This is a genomic window from Thiocapsa sp. UBA6158, from assembly GCF_002423035.1.
Classification (GTDB): Bacteria; Pseudomonadota; Gammaproteobacteria; order Chromatiales; family Chromatiaceae; genus Thiocapsa.
Genome location: NZ_DIUM01000028.1, coordinates 1 through 14,877, shown reverse-complemented (window position 1 = coordinate 14,877; position 14,877 = coordinate 1). Strand labels below are relative to the sequence as shown.

Genomic DNA, 14,877 nt, shown 5'->3' with positions numbered 1-14,877 from the left:
GAGTCGCCGTGCGGGTGGTATTTACCCATGACGTCGCCGACTACGCGGGCGGACTTGCGGTAGGCACGGTTCCAGACGTTGCCCTGCTCGCTCATCGAGAAGAGGACGCGCCGATGGACCGGCTTGAGTCCGTCGCGGACATCGGGAAGCGCGCGTCCCACGATTACGCTCATGGCATAATCGAGGTAGGACTGACGCATCTCGTCCTCGAGATTGATGGGTATAACTTCTCTCGCGAAATCTGCCATGGGCGTGGTGAACCGACGTTGAGGCGTGCCGCGCGGAGCACCGGGACGGGCCGCGTTTGGACTGATGGTTTAGCCCGTGAAGTTTACCACGCGGGGCACCCCTTCCCCATCCGTCACGGCCACTTTGTCGGCGATGCGCCCTGTTTCGGCGGCGATCGGGGACCGCGGCGGTCGGCGCGAGGAGGATCTGATTGCGTTCGTTGCTCTTCGCCCGGCACAACAGATCGTCGGCCCGCCGCAAGGGCGCATCCATGTCCTCCTCGGGTCGACGCTGCGCGACACCGAAGCTCGCCGTGACCCGATAGCCCGTGTCGAGCGGACGTAAACCACGCCCGGTGCGGCATGCGTCATGTGTTGGAATGGCTTGGCTGCGCCAGCTCCGACGACCGTCGGAGCTGGCGCGTTTTAAAGCATTGAAAAATTGAAATTTTAAACCGCGTCTCAGCGAAATCGAGGACATCTCCAAAGCCAAACGCAGAGTGAAAATGACGCATCTCGCGCTGGACGCGGCTTAAGACCTCGGACATGAAAACGGGGTGATTGCGATGGTTCGACTCGCTCGGCCGAAAGGGAAGCCCGACGAGGAAGGCGTCCAGGTTGGGATGTCGGGCCATCGACTGGGAGACGCGACCGGCGATGGCCCGCGCCCGGGTATCGAAGCTGTCGGCAGCGCGCGGAGGAACCGTCGGCAGCCCCGGATTAAGGGTCAGCATGGAGGTCTCCGGGTAGACATCGGCTGTCGTGGAGCGTGCGAGGCGACGTCACCGGCCTGCCGCGAAGGCCCGTATTTGGTGTATCGTGACGCCCATGAACAGGAACTTTGCTGAATTTTTACTTCCGGACGCGCTCATGCGCGGACTCGAGAAAGAGGGTTTCGAGACCCCGACCGAGGTCCAGGCGAAGGTGATACCCGCCGCGATGGAGGGTCTGGATCTCTTGGTTTCGGCCGCAACGGGCTCGGGCAAGACCGCCGCCTTTCTGCTGCCGATCATGGAGCGCCTGGTCGGCGCGCCGCGCTCCGACAGCGGAACGCGCGCCTTGATCCTGGTGCCGACCCGCGAGCTCGCCCGCCAGATCCATGTGCATTTCACGCGCATCGGGAGCTACACACGCCTGAACAACGGCGTCATCACGGGCGGCGACTCCAAGGGGCATCAGATCGCGACCTTGCGCAAGAACCCGGAGATCCTGGTGGCGACGCCCGGTCGTTTGCTGGAGCTTCTCGAGGCGGGCGAGGCCGACCTGAGCGACCTGGAGATTCTGGTCCTCGACGAGGCCGACCGCATGCTCGACCTGGGCTTCGTCGACGACGTCCTGACGATCATCGCTCGCACCAATCCGGCCCGTCAGTCGATGTTGTTCTCGGCGACCCTACACCATCGGGGTCTGAGCCGCATCACCGAGCGTCTGCTGCGCGAGCCGCGCGTGCTGACCGTCAATCCGGTGCGCGAGCAGCACCCGGACATCACGAATCAGGTCTTCTTGAGCGACGGGCCGGAGCACAAGCAGCAACAAATCCTTTGGCTGCTCCGCAACGAGATCTACGAGAAGGCGCTGGTCTTCACCAACACCCGCGACGGCGCAACGGCGCTCGGCAACTATCTGATGGGCGAAGGACAACGCGCCGCCGTGCTCCACGGCGAGCTCGAGCAGCGCGAGCGTAATCGCGTCGTCGGGCTGCTCCACAGCGGGCGTATCAACGTCCTGATCGCAACCGACGTGGCGGCGCGCGGGCTCGACATCCCGGGCGTGCAGCGGGTGATCAACTTCGACTTGCCGCGCAGCGGGGACGATTATCTCCATCGCACCGGGCGTACCGGCCGGGCCGGCGAGCAAGGCGTGGCCATCTCGCTGGTCGGGGCCTCCGAATGGAATCGGCTGGAGAGCATCGAGCGCTATCTGAATCTCGACCTCGTGCGTCGCAGCATCGAAGGGCTCAAGGCGTCGTACAAAGGGGGTCCGACCAAACGCTCGGGCGCAAAGAAGGGCGCGAAAAAGACCGGCGCGAAGGCGGTCGCTGCAAAGGTCGCTGCGCCCAAACCGAAAGACCGTCTGCGCGACCGCAAGAACATCGGCAAACGACGCCTGCCCAAGTCACCTGCGGGAAGCGAGATCGGGGTCGATGCCGGTCATGCACCGCTCGGGAAGAGACGGACCGCTCAAGCGCAACCCAAACCCGAACCCAAACCCGATCAAGGCGACGGAGCGAAGAACTGACCCGGGTGCCCGAGTCGCTCTCGGGCGCCGGCAACGAGCACTCTTGGCCGCGGAGGCACGGAACGACACGGCAGGAGACCGAAGGTGTCGTGCCTTTCCCTGTAACTCCGCGGCAAGATCCGACTCGGCGTTCTCAGACCGCGACGCCCATCGACTGGTGAATGTGTTGCACGACGAGCGGATGCAGTCCGGCCTTCTCGGCAAAGTCGCGGAGATAGTGCTGCTCTTGCGGGGTGTCCACCTCCACCGCTAGCAGGGATGCCGCATAGACCTCGGCAGCCACCTCGGGACTCGGGATCTCGGCCACGAAGGCGTCGAGATTCAGCGGCTGACGCAGCTCAGTCATCAACCACTCCTGAGCCTCCGCGCCCATGCCGGCGGCCTCGATTCTTCCGACGATTCGCTGGATCTCGTCCACGCTCACCTGACCATCCGACTTGGCGATGTTGATCATGCCCTTGATGATCAGTTGTGCGGTGTTCTCCAAGGCCTGCTCCTCTGCCGCAGTCTGCGGGGATCTGAGGCCCAACGGGAATGCTGCCGGAGCGCTCGCGGCGGTCATCCCGGACGCCTGAGCCGCTTGATCCGATTCGGTAAACGCCTTGTAGGCGATCCCGGCCAGCATCGCCAGCGCGCCCCCGGTCATGGCGCCCTTCACCGACTTTCCGCCGCCGCCCAAGACCGAGCCGAGCACGGCGCCGATTCCGCCGGCCTGCATGGGGTTCTGCGAGGCGTTGCCCAGGGTACCCTTGGCCATCTCGAGGAGACCGCCGAGCATATTGCCGCCGGCGCCGCCACCCCCGCCCTGACCGCCGGCCATCCGGCCGAGATTTGCCTGAAGATCCTGCAGCGCGTTCCCCATCCGGCCGGAGCCGGACTTCGCCATGTTGTTCTGAATGAAGCTACCGAGTAGATCGCCGAAGTTGGCCATGTCATTCTCCGATAGGGATGGATGGATCGCTCGTCGCGCACTGCCGGCCCTCCGCCGCCAATCGAAGCGGGCCGGGTCCAGAATACCGCGAAGGGTGCAGGGGTCTATTCGAAGCCTGAAGCTTCGGATAAAACAGAAAGGCGACATCGGGTGTCCGACGGACACTCGGCCTCTACACCGTTACCACACTATAGGTCATCGCGCCCGCCGGAAAAGCGACAAAATGCCGGGGGCAATCATGGCCAAAGCAGCAGGCCGGAGGGGCGCATCGGCGACTGCGCGCATTGCTTCACCCGAGGGGCAGGAAAGGACCGATGGGATCGCCCGGAGACAGGCCCAGCTCGCGATCCGCTCGACCGAGATTGACCGCGATCTCGACGAGTCCGAATGCATTCTCGTACCAAAACGCCTCGCCGGATGCGACCTCGCAGAAGGTCCGAGCATGCCGGAGACATCGTTGCCCGACCTGCAACGCGTGCGTCCTCGGTCGACCCGTCGCCTGAAGCCCGGTCATCAGATTCCCGAAGCGATCGACGTAAACGACCGCAGCGCGTTCCTTCGGCCAGTCCGACCCGACCATGTCGGCCGGATCGAGTGGGCACAGCTGAAGGTCCGTGCCGAGCGCCAGGCGTGCCGCAGCAGGGGCGAACCAGTCGCGTCCGTGGAAGCTCGCCGAAAGCACGGACGGATACCAGCCGATCCGAGCCACGACGGCATCCTCGGCGCAATGCACGAGCGGAACCAGCAAACCGTTGTCGGGACCGATGAACCAGGAGTCACGCATTTGAACCAGAAGACCGGCGCGCGCACCCCCGACACCCGGATCCACGACACAAACATAGATCGATCCGGCTGGCATATCGCGCACGAGTGCAGGCAAGAGACAGGCGGCCAAATCGATGCGGAACGGCGGGAGGTCGTGAACGAGATCCACGAGGGGAACCCCGGGGAGTAGATCACCGAGCCGAGCGCGCATCTGCCCGACATAGATGCCGTCGCCGAAATCGGTGACGAGGACAAGGCGCCGGATCGGCGACATCAGTCAACCAAAAAGCCGGGCAAGAACCCGGCTTTTTGATACAAGCACATCAAGACGCAAGTCAATCCTCGTCGTCTTCGACGACCACCGCGTCCGCGGGACGGTCAACCAGCTCGACGTAAGCCATCGGCGCGGCATCGCCGGCGCGAAAACCGCACTTGAGGATGCGCAGATAGCCACCCGGACGCGCCTGGTAGCGCGGCCCAAGCTCGACGAAAAGCTTGCCGACCGCTTCCTTGTCGCGCAGCCGCGCAAAGGCAAGGCGTCGGGTGTGAACGGAATCGCTCTTTGCCAGCGTGATCAAAGGCTCTGCAACGCGCCGCAGTTCCTTGGCCTTAGGCAATGTGGTCTTGATCAGTTCATGGCGAAACAACGACGCCGCCATGTTGCGAAACATGGCCTCGCGGTGCGAGCCGGTGCGATTGAGGTGCCTTCCGGCATTGCGATGACGCATGGTCCTAATCCCGAATAGTTCTTGAGTCGAAAAGCGTTAGCGAATGCCGAGCTCGGCGATATTGTCCGGCGGCCAGTTTTCGAGACGCATCCCGAGCGACAGTCCGCGTGTCGCGAGCACATCCTTGATCTCGGTCAACGACTTCTTGCCGAGATTCGGCGTCTTGAGAAGTTCGACTTCGGTACGCTGGATCAAATCGCCGATCAGATAGATGTTCTCGGCCTTCAGACAGTTCGCGGAGCGAACGGTCAGCTCGAGGTCGTCGACCGGACGCAGCAGAATCGGATCGTAGGGCGACTCGTCGCGCGCCTCCATGACATGCGTATCCGACGGACCGGACCCTTCCAAGGCGACGAAGCTGGACAACTGATCTCGAAGGATCGTCGCAGCCCGCTGTATCGCCTCGCGCGGATCGATGGTCCCGTTGGTCTCCAAGTCGATGACCAACCGATCCAAATCGGTGCGCTGCTCGACACGCGCCGACTGGACCTCGATGGAGACCCGCCGAATCGGACTGTAGGATGCGTCCAGCGGCAGCTTGCCGATCGGGCGATCTTCGCCCTCGTCGAGCTCGCGCTGCGTCGCAGGCTCGTAACCGCGCCCGCGCCGAATCGTCATCGACATGCTTAACTCACCCTCGGTCATGTTCGCGATGACCAGATGGGGGTTGGCGATCTCGGCGGTATGGTCGATCGCGATGTCCGCGGCGGTCACGACACCCGGACCTGTCTTGCTCACCGTAAAGGTCGCCTCGTCCTTGCCCTTGAGGGAGATGGCGAGCTGTTTCAGATTCAGCAGGATCTCAAGAACATCCTCTTGGACGCCCGGAATCGTGGTGTACTCATGCAAGACGCCCTGGATCTCGACCTCCGTCACCGCCCAGCCGTCCATCGAGGATAAGAGAATACGGCGCAGCGCATTGCCGAGGGTATGCCCGAAGCCACGCTCGAGCGGCTCCAGCGACACCCGGGCATGCGTCGAGCTGCCGTCGACCGCCTCGACCCGTACGATGCGCGGTTTGAGAAATTCGCCAATAGCGTCAGTCATTCAGTGCCCCTCACGAAGCTCCTTACTTGGAGTACAACTCGACGATCAGCGATTCGTTGATGTCGGCCGGCAGGTCCGAGCGGTCCGGAATACGCTTGAAGACGCCCTTGAAACCTTTGGTATCGACTTCGACCCAATCGGGGAAGCCATACTGCTCGGCGAGCGCCAGCGCGTTTTGGACGCGCACCTGCTTCTTCGCGACCTCTCGGACCTCGACATGATCATCGGCACCGACCTGGTAGGAGGCGATGTTCACCACGCGGCCGTTGACCAAGATGGCCTTGTGACTGACCAATTGACGGGCTTCGGAGCGCGTCGCGCCGAAACCCATCCGGTACACGACGTTGTCGAGGCGGCGCTCGAGGAGCTGCAACAGGTTTTCGCCCGTCGCGCCCTTGGCTTGAGCCGCTTTCTTGTAATAATTGCGGAACTGACGCTCCATCAGTCCATAGATTCGACGAACCTTTTGCTTCTCGCGAAGCTGCACACCGTAGTCCGAAAGCCGACGCCGACGATCCGTGGTTTGACCGGGCTGCTTCTCGAGGTTGCACTTGGTGTCCAGCGAGCGCGCGCGACTCTTCAGGGCGAGATCGGTCCCCTCGCGCCGTGCGAGTTTGCAGGTTGGGCCTGTATAACGTGCCATGTCTCTACCTGTTCCTGTATCAGACGCGCCGCTTCTTGGGCGGGCGGCAGCCATTGTGCGGGATCGGCGTCACGTCGGTAATGCTCGTGATCTTGAATCCGGCGTTATTGAGTGCACGCACCGCAGACTCACGACCCGGCCCTGGACCCTTCACATTGACGTCGAGGTTACGCAGACCGTAGTCTTTCACCGCCTGGCCGGCCTTGTCGGCCGCGACCTGCGCAGCGAAAGGCGTGCTCTTGCGCGATCCCCGGAACCCGGAGCCACCTGCGGTTGCCCACGACAACACATTGCCTTGACGGTCAGTGATGGTGATGATGGTGTTGTTGAACGAGGCGTGGACGTGAGCAATCCCATCCGCCACCTGCTTCTTGATCTTTTTCTTGATCGTACGAGTCGGTTTAGCCATTCGAGGTTTTCCAGCCCTTTCGCTGCGCCCAAGCGCCCTTATCGTTTGATGGGACGACGCGGACCCTTGCGGGTACGTGCGTTCGTGCGGGTCCGCTGGCCACGCAACGGCAAGCCGCGACGGTGACGAATGCCGCGGTTACAGCCGAGGTCCATCAAACGCTTGATATTCATCGACACTTCGCGCCGCAAATCGCCCTCCACGGAGAACTTGCCGACCTCGTTGCGGAGCTTGTCGACCTCTTCTTCCGTGAGGCTCTGAACCTTGGCATCGCGCGGTACACCGGCGGCGTCGCAGATCACAGCGGCACGCACGCGGCCGATGCCATAAATCGAAGTCAACGCGATGACGGCGTGCTTCTTGTCCGGGATGTTGACGCCGGCGATACGGGCCATAGCTTAGAAACCCCTGAAATCCAAATTGCCAAGCGGGTAAACCGCGTAGTATATCAAACTGCTGCCTTCAATCAAGCCGTAGGTCCTAGCCCTGGCGTTGTTTGTGGCGCGGATCCTTGCAGATGACCCTCACGGTGCCGTTGCGCCGGATGATCTTGCAGTTCCGGCACAACTTCTTAACAGATGCTCGCACTTTCATTTGTTCTCTCCTTCAGACTCGAGCGCCACTCAGCGCAGCATGCCGGCGCCCGGCGACTTTAGGTTTGCTTTCCGCATCAAGCCTTCGTATTGATGTGACATCAAGTGAGCTTGAACCTGGGCCATGAAATCCATCACCACCACGACGACGATCAACAGGGACGTTCCGCCGAAGTAGAAGGGCACGTTGTAACCGACGATGAGAAACTCGGGCAGCAAACACACGGCCGTGATGTAGATCGCACCTGCCGCGGTCAACCGCGTCATCACGGTGTCGATGTACCGCGCCGTCTGCTCGCCTGGCCTGATCCCCGGAATAAAGGCACCGGAGCGCTTCAGATTGTCGGCTGTATCCTTGGCGTTGAAGACCAAGGCGGTATAGAAAAAGCAAAAGAAGATGATCGCCGCCGCATAAAGCAGGACGTAGACGGGCTCTCCCGGCGACAGCTTCGCTGTGATATCGGCCAACCAACGCATGCCCTCGCTGCTCCCGAACCATTGGCCCAGCGTGCCGGGGAACAGGATGATACTCGAGGCAAAGATCGGCGGAATCACGCCAGCCATGTTCAGCTTGAGCGGTAGATGCGTGCTCTGGGCCTGCATCATCTTGCGGCCCTGCTGACGCCGCGCATAGTTCACCGTAATCCGCCGTTGACCTCGCTCGACGAAGACCACGAAGGCCGTCACGGCGAGCGCCATGGCGAACAGCGCCAGCACGGCCAAAGAGTTCATCTCGCCGGTGCGCGCCAGCTCCAATGTCCCGCCCAGCGCAGAGGGCAGTCCGGCGACGATGCCCGCGAAGATGATCAGCGAGATGCCGTTGCCGATACCCCGTTCGGTGATCTGCTCGCCGAGCCACATGAGGAACATGGTCCCGGTCACCAGCGACACCGTCGCCGTAAAGACGAAGCCGATACCCGCGTGACTGACCAGAGCCGAGCCGCCTGCGGTCTGCCCCTGCAACGCCATCGAGATCCCGACGGCCTGGAAGGTCGCCAATACGACCGTGCCATAGCGCGTGTACTGGGTAATCTTCCGACGCCCTGACTCACCTTCCTTTTTCAGCTGCTCGAGCTTCGGGACCACGGAGGTCATCAACTGCATGATGATCGACGCCGAGATGTAGGGCATGATCCCGAGCGCGAACAAACTCGCGCGCTCCAGGGCGCCGCCCGAGAACATGTTGAACATGTCCAGGATGGAGCCTTGGTTTTGGTCGAACAGGATGGCCAGCGCCTCGGGATTCACGCCCGGAACCGGAATGAATGTCCCGATGCGATAGACCAGGAGGGCACCGACCACGAACAGCAATCGCGCCCGCAGCTCGGTCAGACGCCCCATACCGCCGAGCGTCTGTCCCATCGATCCGCCTTTCTTAGCCATCCGATTCGCGCCCTTAAGCTAGTCTTCGATCGTGCCGCCGGCTGCTTCGATCGCGGCTCGGGCACCCTTGGTGACACCCACGCCACGCACCGTGAAGGCCCGCCCGACCTCACCCGAGGCAATGATCTTCGCGCTCTTGATCGACTGGCTCACAACACGTGCCTGAACCAGCGAGAGTAAATCGATCGTGTCGCCCTCGACCCGCGCAAGCTCGCTCAGGCGAACCTCGGCCCTTGTCGCCGCCGTACGCGAGCGGAAGCCGACCTTCGGCAGACGACGCTGCAAGGGCATCTGACCGCCTTCGAAGCCGACCTTGTGGAAACCGCCCTTGCGGGACTTCTGCCCCTTGTGGCCGCGTCCGCAGGTCTTTCCCAGACCGCTGCCGATGCCGCGACCGACGCGCTTGGCAGCGGGTCGACTGCCCGCATCGGGCTTGAGATCATTGAGCCGCATCGCGAGACTCCTCCACGATCGAAACCATGTAAGACACGGTGTTCACCATGCCGCGCGTGCAGGGCGTGTCCTCGACCTCCACCACATGGTTCATACGCCGCAGCCCGAGACCGCGAACGCACGCCTTGTGGTTGGCGAGGCGTCCGTGGACGCTGCGCACCAGCTTGACCTTCATCATCTTTTTGTCGGCCATCGTCTACCCCAGGATCTCGGCGACCGTCTTGCCACGCTTCGCGGCAATCGTCTCGGGATCGTTCATGGTTCGTAGCCCCTGAACCGTCGCGCGAACCACGTTGATCGGGTTGTTCGTCCCGATGCACTTGGCCAGCACGTTCTGGACGCCCAGGACCTCGAAGACCGCGCGCATGGCGCCGCCCGCGATGATCCCGGTACCTTCGGATGCCGGCTGCATGAACACCTTCGCCGCGCCATGCCGCCCGTTGAGCGGGTATTGCAAGGTGCTGCCGTTGAGCTTCACCTCGATCATATTTTTGCGCGCGTTTTCCATCGCCTTCTGGATCGCCACCGGCACCTCGCGGGCCTTGCCGCGACCGAAACCGACGCGACCCTTGCCGTCGCCCACCACCGTCAAGGCGGCGAAACCGAATTGGCGCCCGCCCTTCACGACCTTGGCGACACGGTTGACCGCGACCAGCTTCTCGAGGAGATCATCCCCCTCGTTCTTCGGATTGAAGTTCGCCATGCTCTTACCCCTAGAATTTCAGTCCGCTCTCACGCGCGGCATCCGCCAGCGCCTTGAGACGGCCGTGATAGCGAAATCCGGAGCGGTCGAAGGCTACGGACTCGACGCCGGCGGAAAGAGCACGCTCGGCAATCGCCTTGCCGATGGTCGCCGCCGCAGCGATGTTGCCCTTGTGACCCGGAATGGCTTCGCGAAACGCCGGCTCCACTGTCGAGGCGCTGGCGACGACGCGGTTGCCTTCCGGCGCAATGACTTGGGCGTAGATGTGGCGCGGGGTGCGGTGAATGCACAGGCGAAACACACCTAACTCGCGAATCTTCGCCCGTGCCCGCGTCGCGCGACGCAGGCGAGCTTGTTTTTTGTCCATTGTTTCTGAGACCCCTATTTCTTCTTGGCTTCCTTACGCAAGACGTCTTCGTCCGCGTAACGCACGCCTTTACCCTTGTAGGGCTCGGGCGGCCGGAATCCTCGGATCTCCGAGGCAACCTGACCGACGCGTTGTTTATCGGCACCCGTGACGACGATCTCCGTCTGGCTCGGGGTCTCGATCGTGATGCCCGCGGGAACCGGATAATCGATCGGATGGGAGAAACCTAGGCTCAGGTTGAGCACATCGCCCTTCGCCTGCGCACGGTAGCCGACGCCCACCAAGGAGAGCTTGCGCACGAAACCCGTGCTGCAGCCCACCACCATGTTGTTCAGCAGAGCGCGTGTGGTCCCCGCCATGGCCCAGGCGGTCTCGTGCCCTTCGGCCGGAGCGAACCGGAGCTCACCCTCGACTTGCGACAGATTCACCGCGGGGTGGACGGACCACTCCAGGGTTCCCTTCGAGCCCTTGACCTTGACGTCTTGGCCCGAGATCTCGACCGTCACACCCTTCGGCAGGACAATCGGCGCCTTTGCAACTCGTGACATGATCGGATCCTCTTAAGCGACGTAGGCGATGATCTCGCCACCGTGCCCCGCTTGGCGGGCGGCACGGTCGGTCATCAAGCCTTTGGACGTGGAGACGATCGCGATCCCGAGTCCCGCCCACACCTTGGGCAGGTCGTCCTTGCCGCGGTAGATCCGCAGGCCCGGACGCGAGACACGGGTGAGCTGCTCGATCACGGGTTTACCCCGGAAATATTTGAGCTTGACCACCAACTCGGGTTTGCTGCCATTTGCCTCGACCGTCGCGTCGGCGATGTAACCTTCGGCCTTCAGCAGATTCGCTATCGCGACCTTCTGCTTGGACGACGGCATCGCGATCGTGATCTTGCCGCGCTGCTGGCCGTTGCGGATACGCGTCAGCATATCCGCAATCGGATCCGACATACTCATGGGCTTCTCCGGGGGTCAGACCACCTCTTCGGTGCGATACCCGTCAGGTTTCAATGAACCGATACGGCCTGGTTGACCGCATCGGTAGGGGTCGAAATTCTTCTCTTACCAACTTGCCTTGACAACGCCGGGCGCGTCGCCGCGCATCACTGCCTCGCGGATCTTGTTGCGCGAGAGTCCGAACTTGCGGTAGACAGCGTGCGGACGCCCGCTGACTCGGCAACGCCGTTGCTGGCGCGTCGGTCCGGCATCGCGCGGAAGCTGCTGCAGCTTGGCCAGCGCCTCTTCGACTTGCTCGCCGCTTGCGGCGCGGTCGTTGATGACGGCTTTCAAGGCCGCACGCTTCCCGGCAAAGCGGGCTGCAATCAGGGCGCGCTTGTGATCGCGCGCGATCATACTCTTTTTCGCCATCGTCTCGACCTCAGGTGCGGAATGGGAAGTGGAATGCCTCGAGCAGCGCACGCCCTTCTTCGTCCGTCCGCGCCGTCGTCGTGATGGTGATATCCAGACCCCGCAGCGTATCGATCTTGTCGTAGTCGATCTCGGGGAAGATGATCTGCTCGCGCACGCCCATCGAATAGTTGCCGCGTCCATCGAACGCCTTCGCGCTCAGGCCGCGGAAATCGCGGATACGCGGGATGGCGACGCTGACCAGACGGTCCAGGAACTCGTACATCCGCTCGCGACGCAGCGTCACCTTGCAGCCGATCGGCCAACCCTCGCGGATCTTGAAACCCGCGACGGATTTACGTGCAAAGGTCACGATCGGTTGCTGGCCGGCGATGAGACGCAGATCACCCACGGCATTATCCATGACCTTCTTGTCCGCGATCGCCTCACCGACACCCATGTTGAGTGTAATCTTCTCGATTCGAGGAACCTGCATCACGCTCTTGAAGCCGAACCGCTCGCGCAACTCGCCGACGATACGATCCTGGTAATCTTTCTGTAGTCTGGTCATCTCGTTTCCTTCGATCAGGCGTCGACGACTTCGCCGTCTGACTTGAATACGCGCACCTTTCGGCCGTCTTCGAGAATCTTGAAACCAACTCGATCCGGACCGCCTTTCTGCGGGTTGTAGAGCGCGACGTTCGACACCTGGATCGGCATCATCTTATCGACGATCCCGCCCGGCTCACCGACCTGCGGATTCGCTTTTTGATGCTTCCGGGCAATGTTGATGTTCTCGACGAGAACGTGATCCTTGTCGAGCACCTTCAACACCGTGCCTCGCTTGCCTTTGTCTTTGCCGGTGATGACCATGACGTCGTCACCCTTCTTAATTTTCTGCATCTCTCCCGCCCCCTTACAAGACTTCAGGTGCGAGCGAGATGATCTTCATGAACCGCTCGCCGCGGAGCTCGCGCGTCACCGGCCCGAAGATACGGGTCCCGATCGGCTGAAGCTGGTTGTTCAAGAGTACGGCTGCATTGCCGTCGAAACGCACGGTCGAGCCGTCCGGACGACGCACGCCTTTACGCGTACGCACCACGACCGCGTTGTAGACATCGCCTTTCTTGACCTTCCCGCGCGGAATGGCGTCCTTGACGGTGACCTTGATGACATCGCCGATGCCCGCGTAGCGCCGATGCGATCCGCCGAGCACCTTGATGCACTGCACCCGCCGTGCGCCGCTGTTGTCGGCGACGCTGAGATCGGTCTGCATCTGAATCATTGTTGTTTACCTAAACCTGTTGTGCTGCCCGGATGACCTGTTTTCTCGGCGTCCACCGCGACCTATCGGAAGCAGGGCGTCCACGACGGGTCTCAACGGGCCTTTTCGATGATCTCGATCAAGCGCCACGTCTTGGTCTTCGACAGCGGACGACACTGCTCGACCCGGACGAGATCGCCCTCGGAGCAGGCGTTCTCTTCGTCGTGAGCATGGATCTTGGTCGAGCGACGCATGAACTTGCCGTACAAGGGATGCTTGACCTTGCGCTCGATGAGCACAGTGACGGTCTTGTCCATCGCGCTGCTGGTCACCCGTCCATCGAGTGTCCGGTTGCTGTTCGTTTCTTCGCTCATGATGTCGCACCCGCCTTCTGCTCGCCCATAATCGTCTTGACACGAGCGATTTCCCGACGTACAGCCTTCATCTGCGAGGGCTTGGACAACTGACCGGTGCCCCTCTGCATCCGCAGGTTGAATTGCTCGCGCAACAGATTCATCAGCTCCTTCTGGAGGTCTTCGGGGCTGCGCGTTCTTAGCTCGTTCGCCTTCATCACAGGATCATCCGTCTCTCAAAGGTGGTCTGCACGGGGAGCTTAGCTGCGGCCAGCTCGAACGCCTCGCGGGCCAGCTCTTCGGTCACGCCCTCGATCTCATAAAGCACGAGGCCGGGCTGCACCAGGGCGACCCAGTACTCGACGTTGCCTTTGCCTTTACCCATACGGACTTCGAGAGGCTTCTTCGAGACCGGCTTGTCCGGGAAGACCCGAATCCAAAGCTTACCGCCGCGCTTCACCTTTCTGGTGATGGCACGTCGTGCGGCTTCGATCTGTCGCGCCGTCAGACGGCCCCGACCGACCGCCTTCAACCCGAAATCGCCGAAGCTAACCTTGTTGCCGCTCTGTGCAAGGCCACGGTTGCGACCTTTGTGTTGCTTGCGGAATTTTGTGCGTTTTGGTTGCAGCATGACTTATCCCCTTCTCGCGGACGCCTTCGGCGCCGGTTCCTCGGGGAGCTGATCACCGAACACCTCGCCTTTGAAGATCCAGACCTTCACGCCGATCACACCGTAGGTGGTACGGGCCTCGGCGAAGCCGTAATCGATGTCGGCACGCAGCGTATGCAGCGGGACTCGGCCCTCACGCGCCCACTCGGTCCGAGCGATCTCCGCACCATTCAACCGACCGGCAACATTGACCCGCACGCCCTCGGCGCCGAGTCGCATCGTGTTTTGGATCGCACGCTTCATGGCCCGACGGAACATGATGCGGCGCTCGAGCTGCTGCGCGATCCCTTCGGCGACGAGCTGCGCATCGAGCTCCGGCTTGCGGATCTCCTCGATGCTGATGTGAACCGGGATCCCCATCATGTTGGAGACCTTGGCACGCAGCTTATCGATATCCTCGCCCTTCTTGCCGATCACCACACCCGGGCGTGCCGTGTGAATGGTGATATGGGCATTCTTCGCGGGGCGATCGATCTGAATTCGACTCACCGATGCCTTGGCCAATTCCTTGCGCAGGAAGGACCGCACCTCGAGATCGGTGTTCAGAAAATTCGCATAGTCCTTCGACGTTGCGTACCACTTCGAGGTCCAGTCCTTGACGATGCCAAGGCGGATGCCGGTTGGATGAACTTTCTGTCCCATACTGGTCCCCTTAGCCTTCCGCCACGGTCAGCCGAATATGGCTGGTGCGTTTCATGATCCGATTTGCACGACCCTTGGCACGCGGGCGGATCCGCTTCATGGTCGGGCCCTCGTC

General features: G+C 62.0%; 27 protein-coding genes. 1 reads left to right on the top strand and 26 read right to left on the bottom strand.

The window, feature by feature from the left end; translation table 11 throughout:
- Both B4N44_RS04230 and B4N44_RS04225 read right to left on the bottom strand, forming a co-directional pair.
- On the bottom strand, nt 1–248 hold a 248-nt coding region (locus tag B4N44_RS04230), incomplete at its 3' end, for a DNA gyrase subunit A (protein WP_296697277.1).
- 347 nt (nt 249–595) lie between these two features.
- Nucleotides 596–961: a hypothetical protein gene (locus tag B4N44_RS04225; protein ID WP_296697233.1), complete on the bottom strand. Its 366-nt coding sequence runs from the start codon at nt 959–961 to the stop codon at nt 596–598.
- A gap of 94 nt (nt 962–1,055) precedes the next feature.
- Between B4N44_RS04225 and B4N44_RS04220 the strand changes: the two genes are divergently transcribed.
- Nucleotides 1,056–2,465: a DEAD/DEAH box helicase gene (locus B4N44_RS04220; protein ID WP_296697232.1), complete on the top strand. Its 1,410-nt coding sequence runs from the start codon at nt 1,056–1,058 to the stop codon at nt 2,463–2,465.
- Nucleotides 2,466–2,598: 133 nt separating this feature from the next.
- Here B4N44_RS04220 and B4N44_RS04215 read toward each other — a convergent pair whose 3' ends face one another.
- The 24 genes from B4N44_RS04215 to B4N44_RS04100 all read right to left on the bottom strand — a co-directional run.
- On the bottom strand, nt 2,599–3,396 hold the full coding sequence (locus B4N44_RS04215; RefSeq protein WP_296697230.1) for a tellurite resistance TerB family protein: 798 nt from the start codon (nt 3,394–3,396) through the stop codon (nt 2,599–2,601).
- A gap of 289 nt (nt 3,397–3,685) precedes the next feature.
- Complete coding sequence (locus B4N44_RS04210; RefSeq protein ID WP_296697228.1) at nt 3,686–4,435, bottom strand: SAM hydrolase/SAM-dependent halogenase family protein; 750 nt, start codon at nt 4,433–4,435, stop codon at nt 3,686–3,688.
- A gap of 61 nt (nt 4,436–4,496) precedes the next feature.
- Entirely contained in the window at nt 4,497–4,889 is a 393-nt protein-coding gene (gene rplQ, locus B4N44_RS04205) for a 50S ribosomal protein L17 (protein WP_296697226.1), read from the bottom strand.
- 36 nt (nt 4,890–4,925) lie between these two features.
- The gene (locus B4N44_RS04200) at nt 4,926–5,936 is read right to left on the bottom strand and encodes a DNA-directed RNA polymerase subunit alpha (protein WP_296697224.1); all 1,011 of its coding nucleotides are present in this window, start codon (nt 5,934–5,936) and stop codon (nt 4,926–4,928) included.
- A 22-nt stretch (nt 5,937–5,958) separates the two neighbouring features.
- Nucleotides 5,959–6,579, bottom strand: a complete 621-nt coding sequence (rpsD, locus tag B4N44_RS04195; RefSeq protein ID WP_093027519.1) for a 30S ribosomal protein S4 — start codon at nt 6,577–6,579, stop codon at nt 5,959–5,961.
- Between the two features lie 19 nt (nt 6,580–6,598).
- Nucleotides 6,599–6,988 (bottom strand): 30S ribosomal protein S11, encoded by a 390-nt coding sequence (gene rpsK, locus B4N44_RS04190; RefSeq protein WP_007191136.1) that lies wholly within the window; start codon nt 6,986–6,988, stop codon nt 6,599–6,601.
- A gap of 38 nt (nt 6,989–7,026) precedes the next feature.
- Nucleotides 7,027–7,383 (bottom strand): 30S ribosomal protein S13, encoded by a 357-nt coding sequence (rpsM, locus tag B4N44_RS04185; RefSeq protein WP_093027517.1) that lies wholly within the window; start codon nt 7,381–7,383, stop codon nt 7,027–7,029.
- Between the two features lie 85 nt (nt 7,384–7,468).
- The gene (gene rpmJ, locus B4N44_RS04180; RefSeq protein ID WP_083829165.1) at nt 7,469–7,582 is read right to left on the bottom strand and encodes a 50S ribosomal protein L36; all 114 of its coding nucleotides are present in this window, start codon (nt 7,580–7,582) and stop codon (nt 7,469–7,471) included.
- 29 nt (nt 7,583–7,611) lie between these two features.
- Entirely contained in the window at nt 7,612–8,964 is a 1,353-nt protein-coding gene (gene secY / locus B4N44_RS04175; RefSeq protein ID WP_296697218.1) for a preprotein translocase subunit SecY, read from the bottom strand.
- 18 nt (nt 8,965–8,982) lie between these two features.
- On the bottom strand, nt 8,983–9,417 hold the full coding sequence (gene rplO, locus B4N44_RS04170) for a 50S ribosomal protein L15 (protein ID WP_296697216.1): 435 nt from the start codon (nt 9,415–9,417) through the stop codon (nt 8,983–8,985).
- Nucleotides 9,404–9,610: a 50S ribosomal protein L30 gene (rpmD, locus tag B4N44_RS04165; protein WP_007191140.1), complete on the bottom strand. Its 207-nt coding sequence runs from the start codon at nt 9,608–9,610 to the stop codon at nt 9,404–9,406. The genes rplO and rpmD overlap by 14 nt, the downstream gene beginning before the upstream one ends.
- Nucleotides 9,611–9,613: 3 nt before the next feature.
- Nucleotides 9,614–10,120, bottom strand: a complete 507-nt coding sequence (rpsE, locus tag B4N44_RS04160) for a 30S ribosomal protein S5 (protein WP_093027509.1) — start codon at nt 10,118–10,120, stop codon at nt 9,614–9,616.
- A 10-nt stretch (nt 10,121–10,130) separates the two neighbouring features.
- Nucleotides 10,131–10,487, bottom strand: a complete 357-nt coding sequence (gene rplR / locus B4N44_RS04155) for a 50S ribosomal protein L18 (RefSeq protein ID WP_296697210.1) — start codon at nt 10,485–10,487, stop codon at nt 10,131–10,133.
- Between the two features lie 14 nt (nt 10,488–10,501).
- Entirely contained in the window at nt 10,502–11,035 is a 534-nt protein-coding gene (gene rplF, locus B4N44_RS04150; RefSeq protein ID WP_296697208.1) for a 50S ribosomal protein L6, read from the bottom strand.
- A gap of 12 nt (nt 11,036–11,047) precedes the next feature.
- Nucleotides 11,048–11,443 (bottom strand): 30S ribosomal protein S8, encoded by a 396-nt coding sequence (rpsH, locus tag B4N44_RS04145; protein WP_093027502.1) that lies wholly within the window; start codon nt 11,441–11,443, stop codon nt 11,048–11,050.
- A gap of 105 nt (nt 11,444–11,548) precedes the next feature.
- Nucleotides 11,549–11,854: a 30S ribosomal protein S14 gene (gene rpsN, locus B4N44_RS04140; RefSeq protein ID WP_296697206.1), complete on the bottom strand. Its 306-nt coding sequence runs from the start codon at nt 11,852–11,854 to the stop codon at nt 11,549–11,551.
- A 10-nt stretch (nt 11,855–11,864) separates the two neighbouring features.
- Nucleotides 11,865–12,404 (bottom strand): 50S ribosomal protein L5, encoded by a 540-nt coding sequence (gene rplE, locus B4N44_RS04135; protein ID WP_296697204.1) that lies wholly within the window; start codon nt 12,402–12,404, stop codon nt 11,865–11,867.
- 14 nt (nt 12,405–12,418) lie between these two features.
- Nucleotides 12,419–12,736: a 50S ribosomal protein L24 gene (gene rplX / locus B4N44_RS04130; RefSeq protein ID WP_296697203.1), complete on the bottom strand. Its 318-nt coding sequence runs from the start codon at nt 12,734–12,736 to the stop codon at nt 12,419–12,421.
- A 13-nt stretch (nt 12,737–12,749) separates the two neighbouring features.
- Nucleotides 12,750–13,118 (bottom strand): 50S ribosomal protein L14, encoded by a 369-nt coding sequence (gene rplN / locus B4N44_RS04125; protein ID WP_007191148.1) that lies wholly within the window; start codon nt 13,116–13,118, stop codon nt 12,750–12,752.
- A 92-nt stretch (nt 13,119–13,210) separates the two neighbouring features.
- Nucleotides 13,211–13,471: a 30S ribosomal protein S17 gene (gene rpsQ, locus B4N44_RS04120; RefSeq protein WP_093027494.1), complete on the bottom strand. Its 261-nt coding sequence runs from the start codon at nt 13,469–13,471 to the stop codon at nt 13,211–13,213.
- Nucleotides 13,468–13,668, bottom strand: a complete 201-nt coding sequence (rpmC, locus tag B4N44_RS04115; RefSeq protein WP_296697198.1) for a 50S ribosomal protein L29 — start codon at nt 13,666–13,668, stop codon at nt 13,468–13,470. The genes rpsQ and rpmC overlap by 4 nt, the downstream gene beginning before the upstream one ends.
- Nucleotides 13,668–14,081, bottom strand: a complete 414-nt coding sequence (rplP, locus tag B4N44_RS04110) for a 50S ribosomal protein L16 (protein ID WP_093027490.1) — start codon at nt 14,079–14,081, stop codon at nt 13,668–13,670. The genes rpmC and rplP overlap by 1 nt, the downstream gene beginning before the upstream one ends.
- A gap of 3 nt (nt 14,082–14,084) precedes the next feature.
- Complete coding sequence (gene rpsC, locus B4N44_RS04105) at nt 14,085–14,762, bottom strand: 30S ribosomal protein S3 (protein WP_296697195.1); 678 nt, start codon at nt 14,760–14,762, stop codon at nt 14,085–14,087.
- Between the two features lie 10 nt (nt 14,763–14,772).
- Nucleotides 14,773–14,877, bottom strand: a 105-nt coding sequence (locus B4N44_RS04100) for a large ribosomal subunit protein uL22 (RefSeq protein WP_296697275.1), incomplete at its 5' end; no start/stop codon positions are given.